Genomic DNA, 17,103 nt, shown 5'->3' on the forward strand with positions numbered 1-17,103 from the left:
TTGCTTTTATCTTTTAATAAACCTCATAGAATAACTGCTAATTCTTTCTTGTTTTTATTATTCAATAACAATTGGTTTCTTTTTTCGAATAGGTTCCAAATCAAAACTTACCTCTTTGATACCAACGTTAGACTTGCTAACATTTTGTCCAGCACGAATCAACACGTTACCACAACCTTCATCATTTCCTGAAAATGTAAATCTCTCCTTGTTTTCTACTATTCCCATAAATTTATTAAGCGAAATAGTACCGTCTTTTTTGGTTCCAATTTGAATATTCTCGCCTTCACCTACGAAGACATATTTGTCAATTTTGGTAGAAGTATTGAAGGTATTTCCTGCTATGAATATATTTCTAGGTCCATAAGCATGCACATCACGTTTGCAATCCTTTTCTATATTTCCTGTTTTGGCACACTGCACATTTGCTCTTCTTTTATTCCCACCATCAATATTGTAGGTCCAACTCGCATAAGTACTACTTGGGCGTTCTTGAGTCACTCGTTTATGTCCCTCTATACCAGTTATATTTATACAATTGTATGCCTTTGAAACTGTATTCGACATATTGAAAACATTATCATAAATTTCGAGATTATGACAAAACTGTTCTACGTGTATGGGTTGACATCCTGTACCTGCATCATCTGTCATACCTGCAAAATTGTTATTTCGAATAATAACATTTTCGGTTTGCACCATACCAATATGAAATTGTTTACTTTTTTCGAAAGTACAATTCTGAATAAGTGTACCATTCAAACTAGTACTTTCAGTATATCTTCTGCCTGTTCCATTTCCGCTATCTTCTCTATCGTTTCCGTTATCTGATGTGATTGCAGTTTCGTACCCTTCTTTAAAAACACAGCTATCTATAAGTACTTTGTCAACGCTCACGATAACTTTTCCGTTTCTCTTAGCGGTATTTCGATTGAATATTTGAATACATATAAATTCGATATTCGAAAAAATACATTTTTTGGCAATCAATCCGTCAGTAGCATATCCTTGTGCAGCACTAATAGCGTTGTATTTCGAATTAGTAAATTCAACATTTTCAAATTGATGTCCTTTACTTTTATTGAAGCTGAAAATTACGTTTCCAAAACCTTTTTGGTTCATTCCTCCATCCAAAGTCAGGTTTGAAAATTTATAATTATTTCCTTTGGCATCAATTAAAACAGGAGATAAACCTCCTAATTTCAATATCGTCTTGCCAATTCCATTTCCTTCGAAAATAAGGTTTTCATTAGAAAGTACAAACGCTTTTGGAAACTCAAAAACACCTGCAGGAAAGATAATTTTAGTAGTCTTCCCATCATTTCCCCATTTGATGATTTCATCAATTTTGTTTGGGTTGGCTGTTTTTATTTGTGCCAATACATTATAATTGCTAAAAACAATCATTAGCAAACAGGAGGGCACTGAAAAAGTCTTTCTAATAAATTGACACATAAAAAGGAGTAGATATCTATGGATTTCTACTCCTTTTTTCTTATATTTAAATCTAATTATAAGTGTTTTTTAGATGTTAGTACAACAACAAACAATACAATTCAGCGATTATTCTTCGTTGTATGATTTAATAGTTCCAAAAGAAAATCTATTAAGAAAAATTAATGATTTGATTGATTTTTCATTCATTTACGATGAGTTGTTAAATAAGTACTGTCCCAATAATGGGCGAATGGCAGAAAGTCCCGTTCGTATGTTTAAGTATTTACTACTTAAAACAATCTATACTGTTTCCGATATTGATGTCGTGGAGCGTTCTCAATACGATATGTCCTTCAAATATTTTTTGGATATGAATCCAGAAGACGATGTTATCAATCCGAGTTCGTTAACAAAATTTAGAAAACTACGTCTAAAGGATACCGACCTATTAAATCTGTTGATAAACAAAACAGTCACCATTGCTATCGAAAAAGGTATTATTCGTTCGAAGTCTATCATCGTTGATGCCACACATACTTTATCAAGATCCAATCCATTTTTAGCCATCGATGTATTGAGAGAACGTTCCAAGCTACTGCGAAAAACAGTATACAGCTTTGAGCAGGAATTCAAAGAACATATGCCTGAAAAAAATACAGACAATGACTTAGAGAAGGAACTTGCTTATTGTAAAGAGTTGGAAAAACGCATTGAAAATGAGCCGTCAATAAGTTCGATTCCAGCTGTGAAAGAGAAATTAAATCTACTCAAAGAAACTGTAGAAGACACTCAAGAAAATTTTACCTTATCAAAAGATGCAGATGCTAAAACGGGTCATAAATCTGCTGATAGTTCTTTCTTTGGATATAAGACTCACTTAGCTATGACCGAGGAGCGCATCATTACAGCGGCTGTAGTCACATCAGGTGAAAAAGGGGATGGACCAGAATTACCTAGACTTTTAGCGATTAGTCAAAAAAACGGAATTGATGTTGATACTATTATTGGGGATGGAGCTTATACAGGAAAAGAAAATCTCAAACTCACAAGGGAGCAAAATATTAAAGTGGTAGCCAGACTAAATGTTACAATAGCACAAGGAGCTAGAAAAGACGAAGATAAATTTGACTATAATAAAGATGCCGATAGATTTGTTTGCACTGCTGGTCATATGGCCATACGAAAGGCTCGCCAAGGTAAAAAAAATGTTGGAACCAATCAAATACAAACCTACTATTTTGATGTGGAAAAATGTAAGACCTGCTCTTTAAAAGAGGGTTGTTATAAAGAAGGATCCAAGACAAAAACATATTCGGTGTCGATAAAATCGGACTTACACCAAGAACAAATCAGCTTTCAAGAAACTGACTATTACAAAGAAAAAGCAAAACATCGATATAAAATAGAAGCGAAAAATAGTGAGTTGAAAAATGTACATGGTTATGATAGAGCAATATCATATGGCATTACCAATATGCAAATGCAAGGTGCAATAGCAATTTTCGCAGTCAACTTAAAAAGAATACTCAAATTAATGTAGAAAAATGAAAGCTACTGCTGCATTACTCAAAATGACTCTAGCTAAACTCAAAATAGCCTTATTGAACCAACATTAAAAATCAAGATTAAAAAGGAAAACGCTTGCAACGGATTATATAACTCCTGTTACAAGCGTTTTTTTATTGTCTAAAAAACGATGATAATCAAAATATGCGATGTTTTTCAGTGCCCTCGCAAACAGAGAACAGTTTTTATTTTTTTTAGATTTATCATAAGAATGAATTATTTTTTTAGGTACCCTTCACAGGATTTTTTGATTGCATTTCAAGATTATTTTAATATCAAAATGTCGATTTACGTTTAAGAATAAAAGACTAGTAGTTTAATGTATGGAAATTAATGTTCTTGTTTTATTTGCTTTTATAAAGCAATATTACTTTGCTTCTTAATTATTTTTTTAAAGGATCTCTACTTATAAGACTTTTTTTTTGTTTATTATCTAAAGAAGTCACCGCTACTTTAGACTAATAGTTATTCCCCATATATACTTTACTCTTAATGGTTTCTTTGTATTTAGCAAACAAAGTTTCTATTTTGTCTTTATATTTTGGATTGTTAATATAATCTTTCCTGTCGTCCTCTGTAATATTATCGTTCAAATTGAATAATGAAACTGGTTTGGCATCAATATAATCTCCACTTTTTTTATCTACCTGAACGATCAGCTTCCAACCGGCGTCATTAATAACATATTCTTTGTTTGCACCACCTTGAATCATTAAAAAATCATGGGTTTTAGCCCCTTTTTCATTTTTCAAAACCGGTAACAAGTTATGCGAATCTTGCGCTACAGAAGTTCCTATTTTTTGCTTGGTGATACCCGCCAAAGTTGCCATGATATCCAAACCTACTATTGGCTTATCTGAACTCTGATTTTCTTTGATAACTCCTGGCCACACAACCATAAACGGCACTCTGTGTCCTCCTTCATAAGGATCATTTTTAGCACCACGGTAAATATCACTTGGTTCGTGATGTGCGTTCCAAGTGTCTCCATCTGTGTGAAGCCCACCGTTATCAGAGGTGAAAATAATCACCGTATTTTCATATATTCCTTGTGCTTTTAATTCGTTCACAAGCATTCCGACTTGTTCATCTAGTTCCTTAATCATATCCATATGGCGTGATGGCGTGGTTCCTTTAATTTTTACACCATTAATTGCAACTGGAGCCGCATGCGGAGAATGTACCGCTTGTGAACAGTAATACATAAAAAACGGTTTTTCATTATGGGCATTTTTAGCGATATAGTCCACCGCTTTCTTCGCCAAAAGAGGTCCGATTTCACTTGGGTTCCAATTTGAATCACCATATCCAGGATTGCTAAAATGGTCTACATCTATACTGGTCATATACCCTTTGTCTACGATTTTTATTGTCGAAGTTTCACGAAGTTTCAACCATTTGTCATTTTCGTAAATGGCATAAGGCATATTTTGAATTCCAGCAGGTAGCGTAACATTATAATCAAATCCTAACTGCGTAGGCCCATGCACTATTCTACTAATATCAACATTTGCATCCGCTTCTTTTTTTCCTCTTTTTGGAATAAAGATGGTATTTGGGTCATCCTTAGTTGGAAAACCTGTCCCCAAATGCCACTTCCCAAAGAAAGCTGTTTGGTAATTTGCTTGCTGCATTAATCGTCCGAGAGTTAGTTGATCATCTTGAATGGCACTCTCCGAATATCCTCCCCATACACCCCACGGTTCTTTGCTGCGGTAACAGCTATTACCCGTCATGATGGCATATCTTGATGTTGCACATAAGGATGCAGGAGCATGAGCATTTGTAAATATCATTCCTAGCGACGCTAACTTATCGATATGTGGCGTTTCTAAAATTATAGTATTGCTATGCAGCCTTCTGTAGTACGAAACATCTCCCGTTCCTAAATCATCAGCTAAAACGACAATAATATTTGGACGATCGCTTTTTTTGGATTGCGCAACTAGGTTAAAACTCCAAGCCAAAGCAATGGCTATTATGATGTTATGGATTTGGTTTACTTTCATACTATTTATTTTTATTGTAATTCGATTCATTATATTTTATTTACTTACCAACTACTTTCACCCGTCTGGCCCATTCGAACCATCTATCGATCATCGTTTTTAATCGTTCGGGATCTTTAGCTGCTAAATCAATCCTTTCGGTTGGGTCTTCTTTTAAATTAAATAATTCCCACTTTTTATCGCCTACCTCTTTTGAATACGCAATTTTCCAATCCCCTTTTCGATAGCCTTTATTGGTTCCATGTTCCATAAACCATTCATCTCTATCTAATTTTTTATTTTGAAGAACAGTCATTAAACTCAACCCTTCCATAGGAATAATTTTATTTTTATTGAAAGTTAGTGGATAGCTTGTTTTTGCAATGTCCAAAATTGTAGGCATCAGATCTATAATACTTGCAACATCTGTTTTTATAGAATTTTTATTTGTAATCCCTTTTGGCCAATGCATGATAAAAGGAGTCGCCACTCCGCCTTCATGACCTGATTTTTTATAATTTCGATAGGGTGTATTACTCAAATTTGCCCAAGCTTCAGCATAACTCATATACGATGTCGCTGGTCCTGCCATCATCGTAGGAATATTTTTGGGAGTCACTTTTTTTCCATCCAACGTAATGGTTAATTCACGTGAATCCATAAATTTATCGACTCCATCCAAATTTTCAGCACAGCCCCCATTATCAGATAAAAATAAAATTAACGTATTTTCAAATTCACCTTCTTTTTTCAATTTCTGAATAATTCGTCCGATTCCCTGATCCATATTGTCAATTTGAGCCGCATACGTCATCATGCGCTGTAATTCCCATTCTTTATTTTCAATGGAATCCCAAGCTTTTGCAGTCGAATTCCGGTTGCTTAATTTTGTATATTCAGGAACGATACCCAATTTTTTCATTCGTGCCAATCGTTCTTCTCGCAAAACATCCCAACCTTTGTCAAAAACACCTTTGTATTTTTTGATGTCTTTTTCTAAAGCATGCAAAGGCCAATGAGGTGCAGTATAAGCCACATAAAAAAACAGTGGTTTTTGTGACTTTTCTTTAAAATGCTGATCTAAAAAAGTGACAGTAGAATCGGATATTGCATCGGTGTAATAAAAATTATCTTTTGTTTTTAACTGAACTGGTTTGTTATTATACGTTAGCGTCTTTGGATCGTAGTAGCTTCCTGCTCCTTCTATGGTCCCAAAAAAGTGATCGAAGCCTCGTTGGTTTGGCCAATTATGAATATCTTCATTTGAATTGGAATCAGCCACATGCCATTTTCCGGTCATATAGGTTGCGTAACCATTGGTTTTCAAAACCTCAGCAATGGTTACTGCATTCTTACTAAGGTCTGCATGTCCGTTACCCACCATGCCACCAATTCCTGCTTGGTGCGGATACAAACCGGTTAAAAGTGCTGCTCGAGTAGGACAACATCTGGCATTATTATAAAACTGACTAAAACGCAGTCCGTTTTTAGCAAGCATATCAATATTAGGCGTTTTGACTTCACCTCCATAGCAACCTATATCCGAAAACCCCATATCGTCCGCCATAATCAAAATGACATTGGGACGTTTTTGAGCAGATAACTGAAGGCTAGCAATAACGGCTACCACTGTATATAGGATGCTTTTTCTAATGAAAATCATTGCGGCTTCTTTATTTTGGTTTTACTTCACTTTAAACTCCGTGTTATTCAACTCAAACGGAATTTCTTTTTCTCTTTTGTCTAAAACTTTCTGAAATCCAGCTTTTATTTCTTCTTCTTTGGCAGATAGTATTTTTAACTCTTCTTTCTCTAGTGGGTCTTTTGCAGTATTAAAAAATCGACCATCTTTATACAATTTATAAGTGTCATTTAACACCCATCTAGTCTGGCTTAATTTATTCATTCGTGGCGTATAATGAATAAATACTTCGTCTTGTATTTTTTTGTCTTTGTTGGTTATCAAGGGTAAAAAGCTAAATCCATCAGATTGAAATTTATTCGCTTTTACGTCAGCGGCATCACATAAAGAAGGCAATACATCTGCAAACGAAATCAATCCTTTTTCTGTTCGCTTTGCTTCCATTCGAGCAGGCCAACTCGCTACAAAAGGAACATGATTACCGTGGATGATTGTTTTGCCTTTTCCTCCTTTTATTTTACCCAAATCGGTAGCACTAACAATATTTCCTGGAGAACCATTGTCTGCTGTGAAAATAAATAAGGTATTTTCCAAAAGTCCTTTTTCTTTTAGTTTAGCCTGAATTTTTCCAACAATTTTATCGGTATACGCCACCATATCTTTATAATAAATTGGATCTCTTTTATTACGCAATTTTGGGTCTTTAGATTCTGGTGAATCTGGCGTAGGCATAAATGGCTCATGTACCAATGCCATCGGATAATATACCAAAAATGGAACATCTGCTTTTCTATCTATAAAGTCCATAATATAGTTCGAAAAAATATCAGGACCGTAGGCATTTGCATCCCTTGGTAATTCTTTTCCATTTTGAACAATTAGTGGGTTCCAAAAACGTTCTCCCTCACTTTTACCTTTGTTTACCTGCCACAAACAATATTCACCAAAACCAAAATGATTGGGACGATTTAAATCTTGATTACCAGGCATATCGCCTTTATTTCCATTTAGCTGCCATTTTCCAGCAATACAAGTAGCATAACCTGCATCCTTCAATAGATTTCCAAATGTTACTTGATTTGGATTGAGATATTCAAAGGCTTCGTAGTTTCTAAAATTACTTTTACCCGTCATTATTTTTACTCTCGACGGTGTGCAAAGTGGTTGCGAATAACAGTTATCAAACCGCACTCCAGCGGCGGCAATACGATCAATATTTGGTGTTTTGTAAGTTGTACTTCCGTTTGCACCAATACATTCGTATCCCATATCATCTGCCATGATCAGTACAATATTTGGACGTTTTTGTGCTATTGTAGTGGCTGTTACCAATAATAGCATTGCAATATATATGGATTTGTATTTCATTGGACTATTTTTAAAAATTGAGTCTTATTTCTTTTTTATTTCTTTTTCCAAAGTGCTATCATATTCCTTCATACGCTTGATTAACTCTTGCGCTTTCTGAGGATTAGATTTTATGAGGTTGTTCTTTTCAGATACATCTTCTTTTAGATTATACAATTTATCTACTAAATCGTCTCCGCTAAGTTTTCCAGAGTTTTTCAAACGGTGTCCTTTATACAAAAACTTCCAGTCACCAGAACGAATTCCGTCGATTATTGTACTATTAGAAGAATAATAAAACATTTCGTTACGGGGCGACTTTGTTGTTTTTCCTTCTAGAAAATCCGAAACATTATAACCGTCATAAATTCTGTTTTTAGGCATTGCAATTCCTGCCCAATTGGCTATAGTTGGAAAAATATCTAAGGAAGAAAGTAGTTCACTCGATTCTGTTCCCGCTTTAATTCTACCCGGTGCCCAGATAACTGCAGGCACACGTTGCCCTCCTTCATACGTATCAAATTTATGTCCACGCAATGGCTTAGCCGAACCAAAACTATTTGGTCCATTATCAGAGGTGAAAATTACCACTGTGTTTTTATCCAAACCATTCTCTTTTAAGGTTTTCAAAATCTCACCTACACTCCAATCAATTTCCTGAATTGCATCGTAATACGGAGTCGTTCCGCTAGAACCTTTAAATTTTGCTCCCACATATATAGGTACGTGCGGAAAAGAATGCGCCATGTACAAAAAGAAAGGTTTCTTTTTATTTTTTTTGATGAATGAAACTGCTTCATCAGTATAACGTTCTGTAAGTGTTTCTTGATTGGTAGGATATTCTATAACTTCATTTCCGCATAATAAAGGCGGTTTGTTCTGAATTGATTTTAGGTCGCTTGCCTTAGCTCCCTGCACTGCTTTCTGCATATCTGCATGCATTTTGTCAAGGGTGTAGCCATTATTAAAAACAATATCTTTGGATACTTTGATGTCCTTTGAAACCGACATATTGTTACTATACGGTATTCCGAAATAAGAATCAAAACCTTGATTGAGTGGTAACAAAGCGGTTTGATGTCCCAAATGCCATTTCCCAACAAGCGCCGTAGCGTAGTTTTTTTGTTTTAGAAGTTCGGCAATCGTAATTTCATCTGCTGCAAGTCCGTCTTCAGAATACGGATGAAGTACCGCAGGAACTCCTACTCGTTTAGGCATTCGTCCTGTCACTAAAGCGGCACGAGATGGCGAACAAACAGAAGAAGCCACATAGAAACTCGTCAACTTAATTCCTTCCTTGGCCATATTGTCTATGTTCGGTGTCTTTACATTATTCGAACCAAAACAACTTAAATCCTCATACCCTTGATCATCTGTAAAAATGATAATAAAATTTTTGGGTTGACTTCTAACGGGAGCTAAAGCAACTATTAAAAAAAACACAATGGCTAACTTATTCATAATTCCTATTTTTTATTTATTAAGACTATAGATTCTAATTTCGGTTTAATTACTTTATCGCTTAAAGGCGGTTATTTTTTAATTCTAAAGAGGCAACTACTCTTATTTCCATTTTAATAATTCATTCATTTCGTCATAGAAAAAAAGTGCCCAATCTTGATCGTTTGCAAACGGATCATAAAATTCTGCCGCTTTTCCATTGACTTTTTGGGGATAAATGTAAGCCGCTGCTCCTGCTCCATTATCTCGAATATTACACAAGTTATTTTCTAAACAAATTTTCCCTTTTCGAAGGTACTCCTTGTCTCCAGTCGCTTGGTAATACAAAATATACGCTCTACCTGTAAGGGCCGACCAGTAATGCGGCATGGTATCTCCCCATGACGCTCTTTTACCAAACCAATAACCATCCCAATGTCTAATTCCGATTTCGTTCAAGTGGTAATCGGGTTGTTGTCCGTTGAAAGCTTCCAAAAGAGCCAAGTGTTTTTTACCTTCTACTAAGAACTTATCTTCTTTGGTTAACAAATACATTTCGAGATAAAAATTAACAGCAGGAGAAACAATTGATTGTTCGAAAACAACCTCATGACTTGGATAATTAATTCCGTTTTTGTCGTATTCTTTAGCGACTAGTCTGTAGTCGTTTAGTAAGAGGTCAGCTTCTTCATTTAAACCCGCTTCACGCAAATAATCAACGCTTTTCTTTATGGGGACGCAAACCGCATAAAATCCATAACCGAACTCTTGGAACCATTTTCGCATGGTATAATAGCAATCCTTTATATACAACGGATTTTTGGTTTGCTTGTACAGCTCTGCATAATAAGCTGCTACCCACGGATAGTTGTACCCACGATGTCTCTTTTTATGATCGGTAGTCGAATAAACTTTGTAATCAGGTGTTTGCAATTTATTTCGAACAAAATCATAGTAGCTCAGTAACGATTTTTCATACTTTGCGCCAGCCTTTGGATTTTGCTGCAACCAGTTTGCAATAGCAACTCCCATTCCTAAACGTTCTCCCCCTTCGTCATGATCAACAACAAAAGGCGTGTTTACGTGAATGCTATTGATTTCGTTATCATAGACCATATAAGCACCGTATCGTGGATCAGACTTGTCATTCATTTGTTGTTTATCGACGATAAAATCGACTCTTTTCTTTAGTAATGCAGCAGTCGGAATCGAAAAGTATAAGTTGACAACCGTTTGTTTACCGTCATATTTTAAGGTTACTACTTTATCGCCAGGCGTTTTAGCTCCGTAAGTTGCGGTAATTTCGTTCCCAATTTGCTTAAACGGAATGGTTTTTCCTTCTACCTCACAACTTACGTTTCCTAATTTGTCTTTCGATGAAAAACGCAAATTGGTAGTTTCTCCTACGGGTACAAAATACTTATCGGCTTGCGCAATAACAGTTCCGCTTTCTTTTGCTTTTTTATAAAAATCTGCATAACCTTGGTGCCAAAAAACTTTCCAACTCAGTCCGTACTTTCCTCCTGATTTTATAGTTGTAGGTTCCACTTTCAAAGTAATTCCGCCTCTTAAATTAGAGCCTGCTACCTTTCGAGGCAAATCTCTAACATTTATGATTTCGTAATGCACGATACTTCCTTCGGTTACTACCAAACCAAGATGTGGTGCTTCTGTCCCCATTCGAATAGCATTTACATAAGACGAATTATGCCCGCCTGCCCAAATGTGTGCATGACATCTTTCAGTTAAACATACTTCGGCGCCACCTTTGTACCAATCTTTGAAGGGCGTATAAATTCCCATATCGACTACTTTAAGGTTAGTTGTACTTGTGTTTTCTACCTCAAAATTTTCGATTAAACTACCTTCTTGATCGAAAGAGCGTGTAATCTTCATTACAAAATCAGGAAAATCATAAGAGATTACGGTTTTCCCATTTTCAGTCACTATTTTAGAAATTGAATTCCATTTAAAAGTTTCTTGTCTGCCCTCTTTTTCGATAGTTATAAAACCAAGTCCCCAACCAAATTCGGGTGTAAACCACTCTAAATCTGTTCCATCTGTGGCAAATATCCAGTTCATATGGTATTTGTCATTTTTATTGATGATTTTTTCAATTCCACCCGTTTTCATATCGGTATGGATAATAAAATCTGTATTTTGGGCAATACTATAGCCCAAAGACATAAAAAACGTCAATAAAAACAGTGGTATTTTAGAGTGTATTTGCATAATTGTTTTGGATTTGCTTCCGTTAGCCCGAAGACATAAAGTCGTTGCTTTCGAAAAAGAATCTTATAATTTACTTCAAATTAATTTTGTACACGATGGCCGCATCTCCTTCTGCTGGTTTGTTTTTTGGTGATGTTACTTCCAAACCTTGAGCTGTTTTTTTCCAATTAATTTTTTCTTTACTACCCAACACGCTTACTGATTTAATATTTAAATCTTTTGCTTTTCCAGCAAACGTTTCCAATGTTATAGCATTTGACGCACCAGGCCATCCTAACTGAATTGCATAAACTGTGTTTCCTATTTTGGTATAACGAATGTCTTTTGCGTTCAAGTTTTGTAAACCTTCTTTGATTGAACCATAAGCATTCCAATCATCATTCGGGTTACGTTTTAATTTTGTAGGTCCTTGTCCAAATTCAACAAACGGACGTGTTTTGTAAATTGCTTCTCCATACAATTTCAACCAAGAACCAATACCAGCCATCGCTTGTACTTGCTCCTCTGGCATGGTTCCGTCAGCCATTGGTGCGGCGGCTAAAATCATTACACCATTTTTACTCACTACTTCTGCCAAAATACGGATGGCTTTTTGTGGATTGATAGCTACACGCTTGCTCTTATCAAATCCCCAAGAACTTCCAATCTGAAAATCGGTTACCCAAACAAAAGGTGTGATGTCTTCCATTGTGGCACGTTCTACGTTGACAACAGCAATATCGGTTGGGAAAAAATCTCCTTTGGTATTTACAACTACCTCTTTTTTCAATTCGGCAGCTTTATTGAAATAATTTGCCAAAAACTGCTGACGGTAATCTTCTTGCACAAAACCTTGTCCAAAATCCATCCAAATATAATCGGGACAATAAGTATCAATCACCTCATTTAGTTTTCCTAACCATATATCGCATTCTGCTTTGTAAGGCATATTACCATAGAGAATATCAAATTTTCCTCCTTGCGGAAATTCTAATTTGTCATAGGCCGCAATGTGTTGCGACGCAGGACGTAAAACAGAATTCTCCTTTTTAGGGTAAAACATCATATGAAAACCATGATGAAAAGTAGTCATGAATTTTAAATCACGCTTTTTGACCTCGATAGACATTTCTTTAACAACATCAATCTTTGGCCCCATGTCTTTTGCGTTCCAAGGGTTTACTTTACTACCCCACATCGAAAAACCATCGTGGTGTTCTGCAATCGATCCTATGAATTTTGCACCCATATTTTCGAACATATCCACCCACATTTTCGCATTAAATTTTTCGCCTTTAAATTCAGGTATAAAGTCATGGTATTGTTTTTTTCGACCATACGTTTTAGTATGGTACTCGTAAATTTCTTTTCCCCAACTTTTTTTACGATCGTATTCATACATGAATCGGCCGTACCACTCATTTCCGTTTTCAGGAATAGTGTACACACCCCAGTGAAAATAAACTCCCAACTTTGCATCGGCAAACCATTCAGGTGCTACTTTGTGTTTTTTTAAACTCTCCCATTCTGGCTTGAATTTCTCTTGAGCATTGGTCAGTGTTACCGTTGCAATTAATGCAACTATTGTACTTTTAATTTTTTGTTTCATTTTTATGTGGTTGGTTTCATATAATTAGTTGTTATCTCTTTTGCCAATGGGCAATAAATACTTGTTTTCATATCCTTGAAAAAAATAAGGATAATTATCCCAGGGCGATTTCCCTTCCATTCTAGGATCTTTGGTTTGTTTTAAATAGGCAAAAAGTTCCGATTTTAAAGCAGCACATTGTTTTGAATAGGCTTTATTATCTGCCAAATTATGCAGCTGAAAAGGATCTGTTTTTACATTATACAATTCTACTTTTGGGCGTTTGCCGAGCGAAAGATCAGCTATAGGTTTTATCGAAGGATTGTCTTTGTTATCAATCAGAAACGTACGACTAGGGCCAGCATCTATATCTCCATATAAACCTGCGTGTACCGAATTAAAATCGGGATCACCACAAGGCCATCTGTCAGCTTCAAAATTAACGATGTATAAATAGTCGTTTTTTCGAATGGTACGAATCGGGTAAGGCATTCCGTCCGGACGGCAATACGCATGACGTTCTAATCCTGTGAAAACTCGGTTTCTTGCTGGATCTACTTGTCCGCTTTTATTCGATAATAAAATATCCAAAAAGCTTTTTCCTGTCATTTCTTTAGGAACAGCAGCGCCAACTGCTTCCAATAAAGTTGGTGCAAAATCAATAAAACTGATAAAATCATCTACACGAGCACCGCCTTTTATTTTATTTCCCCAACAAATCGCTAATGGCATATGGGTTCCATAATCGTAGCAAGTTCCTTTTGCTCGTGGAAATGGCATTCCGTTGTCTGCTGTTACAATAATGATGGTATTTTCTAGCTCGCCAGCAGCTTCCAAAGCTTTGATCATACGACCCAAATGCGAATCAAACCATTCTATTTCATAGTAATAATCAGCGATATCACCACGGACAATAGCATTATCGGGTAAAAATCCTGGCACTTGTATTTTCGAAATGTCTTTTCCTACCTTCGCTCCTATTCCGAGTTCATACTCACGGTGTGCTTCATGTGAACCATACCAAAAAAAGAAAGGTTGGTCTTTGCCTTTTTTCGAAAGAAAATCATCAAAATTGCCTGAATAGTTTTTGTTCGAAATATACTTGGGAGCAACCATTTTGAGATCATTATATTCCTTTGCCAATGGAATTGTTTGATATGGTTCCTTGGTATTTGCAGGCATATATCCTTTACCAGTTGATCCTGTAGCGTATCCATTTTGTCTTAGTAAGCTAGTAAAAGTGGTGAATTTCTCTTTTAGAGCACCAAATAGCAAACCTCCTTCTTCCAATTCCCAAAGATTTCTTCCCGTTAAAATAGTTGCTCTTGAGGGAGCGCAAGAGGAAACATTGGTGTAAGCATTATTGAATAACACTCCGTTTTTTTGCAACACGGTCAAAATTGGGCGTATTTATTTGACTGGTTCCCTGTATAGAGGAGTGCAAATAAGAAGCATCATCTGCAATACAAAAAAGAATATTGGGTTGTTTTACCTCCTTTTTTTGTGCGTGAACTATTGCTATTGAAAAAACCATTACTAGCAATAATCCTTTTTTAATAAGTATATAATTTTTAAAATTTATCATTTTATAATATTTGTAACTAGTCATTCCACTTATTTAAGTATCTAAGACAATGATATTCTGAGTTATATTTAATTGAAAGAGAAAATTATTTCATTTAATGATGATATTCTCTTTAAAATTGCCTGCATAAATCTAAGGAACTTAGAAACTTCTAAATCGATAGTACTATTTAAAACTTACCCCTATTTTTTCACTCAATTTTTGAATGTTTTTCTCTTTTAAATCGGTTGGATTGTATTTTAAATCCAATTCTAAAGGCAAGATGTAAGCCAAAGATGACCATCCAAAGAATGGATTCATTCCCAAACCTTCCCCTGTTTCGGCATTAAAAAATTCACGGGTTGCCGAATTATTCAATACCATATTATAGGTTTTGTTAGCAATCTCTTTTGCTAAATCATTGTAACCATAATCCATTAATCCGTGGCAAATCATATAGTTCGTCGGAATCCATGTAGAGCCTTTCCAATTACAACCTTTTTGTCCTTGGTAATTTTGACGGTAATCTGGCTCCGTCAACGCATAACCTGGAATTGGGAATTTTGTCCAAAACTCTTTTGGATTTAATAAATGCTCTTCAACCATGCGTTTTACTTGCTTTTTGGAAGCTACACCAGCCCAAATAGGTGTAAAACAAGAAACCGATTTTACAAAAGTGGTCTTTCCATCTTCTTCATTTCGATCATAATAAAAACCTGATTTTTCATCCCAAAGAAATTCATTAATCAATCCTTTTAATTTTTTGGCGTGCGCCAAATATTCTTTTTTATCGTTTTTATATCCTAGTTCGTCAGCAATAATTGCCATGGCTTCTAACTCTCGAACCAAATAGCAATTCAAATCGACACCTTCACTCAAACCAACAGTTCGTGTATTTTGATTGTCCATTCCGCTATGATCGGCAGCACCAGACCAAGTTCCTTTTTGCACACCAGACCAATAGGCCAATCCGTTTTTATCACTGTCATAGGTAAACCAATGATCAAGGTACAATTGTGTTTTTTTATAATATTTTCTAGCCCATTCCCAATTGCCTTCCTGACGCGAACCCAAAACAATTATTTGAGCAATAAATGGTTTGAAATGATGGTCTCCACCAAACGGTTTTAGACCAAAAGAACGTTTGATAAAACCATTTGATTCTTGCACTCCCAAAAAGCCTTCTAGGTTATCAAAGTTGTATTTCGAAATTCCGTAATAGGACATATAAATATTTTCGAAATACAAATCCCAATCATAAAATTGTTCGTATCGATAACCCGTTAAAAGTTTCTTATTGGTTACGATGGTATCTAATAAAATTCCGTAATTATTAATATCACTATTCAGCTCCTTTAGCCTTGTTTTTAAAACTGTAGAATTGGCATCAAACTTTTTATCAATTGCGATTTCAATTGGTTTTGGTTGTGCCAGTCCGTTTGCACAAAAACAGATAAAAACGATTCCTAATTTCTTTAATATTTTGTTATTCCACATTTGCATTTCATTAAATAGTATAAAGCTAAATTAAGACTTCAAGCGGTGAAAAAGCGGGGGTAAAAACCAACTAAAAGCGGGGGTGTTTTCTAAAAAACAGCCCTTAACGCCTATTAATGCTAATGTTTTATGATTCCGAATCTTCGTCTGTATTGTTTCTCTTAAAATCTGAGGGAGAAACCAAAAACTCTTCTTTGAAGCTATTTCTAAAATATTTCAAGTCTGTAAACCCGACTTCATAAGTCACATCACTTACAGAATACCTGCCTGTCGAAAGTAATTTTGCAGCTCTTTTTAATCGAATAGACCGAATAAAAGCCGCAGTACTTTTGCCTGTCAAAGCCTTGAGTTTTTTATTCAAATTGGCTTGAGAAAGCCCACATTCTGAGGCTATAAATTGTACATTTAATGTTTCGTCGGTTAATTTACTTTCTACAATTTCGAGGATTTTGGTCAGTAAATTATCGTCCACCTTGGTAGTCGAAAATTCAGAAGGTTCTATGTCTATCGTATTTCTAAATTTTTCTTGAAGTAGTTTTCTATTTTTAATAAGAGTATCCAGTTGCGCTTTTAATACTTCCAAATTAAATGGTTTTTCGACATAGGCATTTGCACCCAAACTATACCCTTTTACTTTATTATCATCGGAAGTTTTGGCGGTCAAAAGAACAACTGGAATATGACTCAAATCAACATCGGTTTTTATGGCTTTGCACAATTCAAATCCATCCATTTTTGGCATCATTACATCACTAATAACTAAATCAGGAATAAACTGTTTGCATTGCGCTAAACCTTCTTCGCCATTTTCGGCTTCATAAAT

General features: G+C 35.5%; 11 protein-coding genes. 1 reads left to right on the plus strand and 10 read right to left on the minus strand.

Annotated elements, in window-relative coordinates; genetic code table 11:
• Positions 1 to 57 precede the first annotated feature (57 nt).
• Entirely contained in the window at positions 58 to 1,380 is a 1,323-nt protein-coding gene (locus FFWV33_RS15095; RefSeq protein WP_159086039.1) for a hypothetical protein, read from the minus strand.
• A 148-nt stretch (positions 1,381 to 1,528) separates the two neighbouring features.
• Here FFWV33_RS15095 and FFWV33_RS15100 point away from each other — a divergent pair, with 148 nt between their 5' ends.
• Complete coding sequence (locus FFWV33_RS15100) at positions 1,529 to 2,977, plus strand: IS1182 family transposase (RefSeq protein ID WP_108741163.1); 1,449 nt, start codon at positions 1,529 to 1,531, stop codon at positions 2,975 to 2,977.
• A 484-nt stretch (positions 2,978 to 3,461) separates the two neighbouring features.
• Here FFWV33_RS15100 and FFWV33_RS15105 read toward each other — a convergent pair whose 3' ends face one another.
• The 9 genes from FFWV33_RS15105 to FFWV33_RS15150 all read right to left on the minus strand — a co-directional run bounded on the left by FFWV33_RS15105 (position 3,462) and on the right by FFWV33_RS15150 (position 17,103).
• On the minus strand, positions 3,462 to 5,012 hold the full coding sequence (locus FFWV33_RS15105) for a sulfatase family protein (RefSeq protein WP_108741679.1): 1,551 nt from the start codon (positions 5,010 to 5,012) through the stop codon (positions 3,462 to 3,464).
• A 40-nt stretch (positions 5,013 to 5,052) separates the two neighbouring features.
• Positions 5,053 to 6,654 carry an arylsulfatase gene (locus FFWV33_RS15110; protein WP_108741680.1) on the minus strand — a complete coding sequence of 534 codons (1,602 nt, stop codon included), beginning with the start codon at positions 6,652 to 6,654 and terminating at the stop codon, positions 5,053 to 5,055.
• A gap of 21 nt (positions 6,655 to 6,675) precedes the next feature.
• The gene (locus FFWV33_RS15115) at positions 6,676 to 8,001 is read right to left on the minus strand and encodes a sulfatase family protein (protein ID WP_211316270.1); all 1,326 of its coding nucleotides are present in this window, start codon (positions 7,999 to 8,001) and stop codon (positions 6,676 to 6,678) included.
• Positions 8,002 to 8,025: 24 nt separating this feature from the next.
• Complete coding sequence (locus FFWV33_RS15120) at positions 8,026 to 9,441, minus strand: sulfatase family protein (RefSeq protein WP_108741681.1); 1,416 nt, start codon at positions 9,439 to 9,441, stop codon at positions 8,026 to 8,028.
• A gap of 102 nt (positions 9,442 to 9,543) precedes the next feature.
• Positions 9,544 to 11,652 carry a six-hairpin glycosidase gene (locus FFWV33_RS15125; RefSeq protein WP_159086040.1) on the minus strand — a complete coding sequence of 703 codons (2,109 nt, stop codon included), beginning with the start codon at positions 11,650 to 11,652 and terminating at the stop codon, positions 9,544 to 9,546.
• Positions 11,653 to 11,722: 70 nt separating this feature from the next.
• Positions 11,723 to 13,240: an alpha-L-fucosidase gene (locus tag FFWV33_RS15130; RefSeq protein WP_108741683.1), complete on the minus strand. Its 1,518-nt coding sequence runs from the start codon at positions 13,238 to 13,240 to the stop codon at positions 11,723 to 11,725.
• Positions 13,241 to 13,264: 24 nt separating this feature from the next.
• The gene (locus FFWV33_RS15135) at positions 13,265 to 14,593 is read right to left on the minus strand and encodes a sulfatase family protein (RefSeq protein WP_159086041.1); all 1,329 of its coding nucleotides are present in this window, start codon (positions 14,591 to 14,593) and stop codon (positions 13,265 to 13,267) included.
• Positions 14,594 to 14,969: 376 nt separating this feature from the next.
• Positions 14,970 to 16,280 (minus strand): amylo-alpha-1,6-glucosidase, encoded by a 1,311-nt coding sequence (locus FFWV33_RS15145; RefSeq protein ID WP_159086042.1) that lies wholly within the window; start codon positions 16,278 to 16,280, stop codon positions 14,970 to 14,972.
• A gap of 127 nt (positions 16,281 to 16,407) precedes the next feature.
• On the minus strand, positions 16,408 to 17,103 hold the full coding sequence (locus tag FFWV33_RS15150; RefSeq protein WP_342748676.1) for a response regulator: 696 nt from the start codon (positions 17,101 to 17,103) through the stop codon (positions 16,408 to 16,410).

The organism is Flavobacterium faecale (assembly GCF_003076455.1).
In the GTDB taxonomy this organism is placed as follows: Bacteria; Bacteroidota; Bacteroidia; order Flavobacteriales; family Flavobacteriaceae; genus Flavobacterium; species Flavobacterium faecale.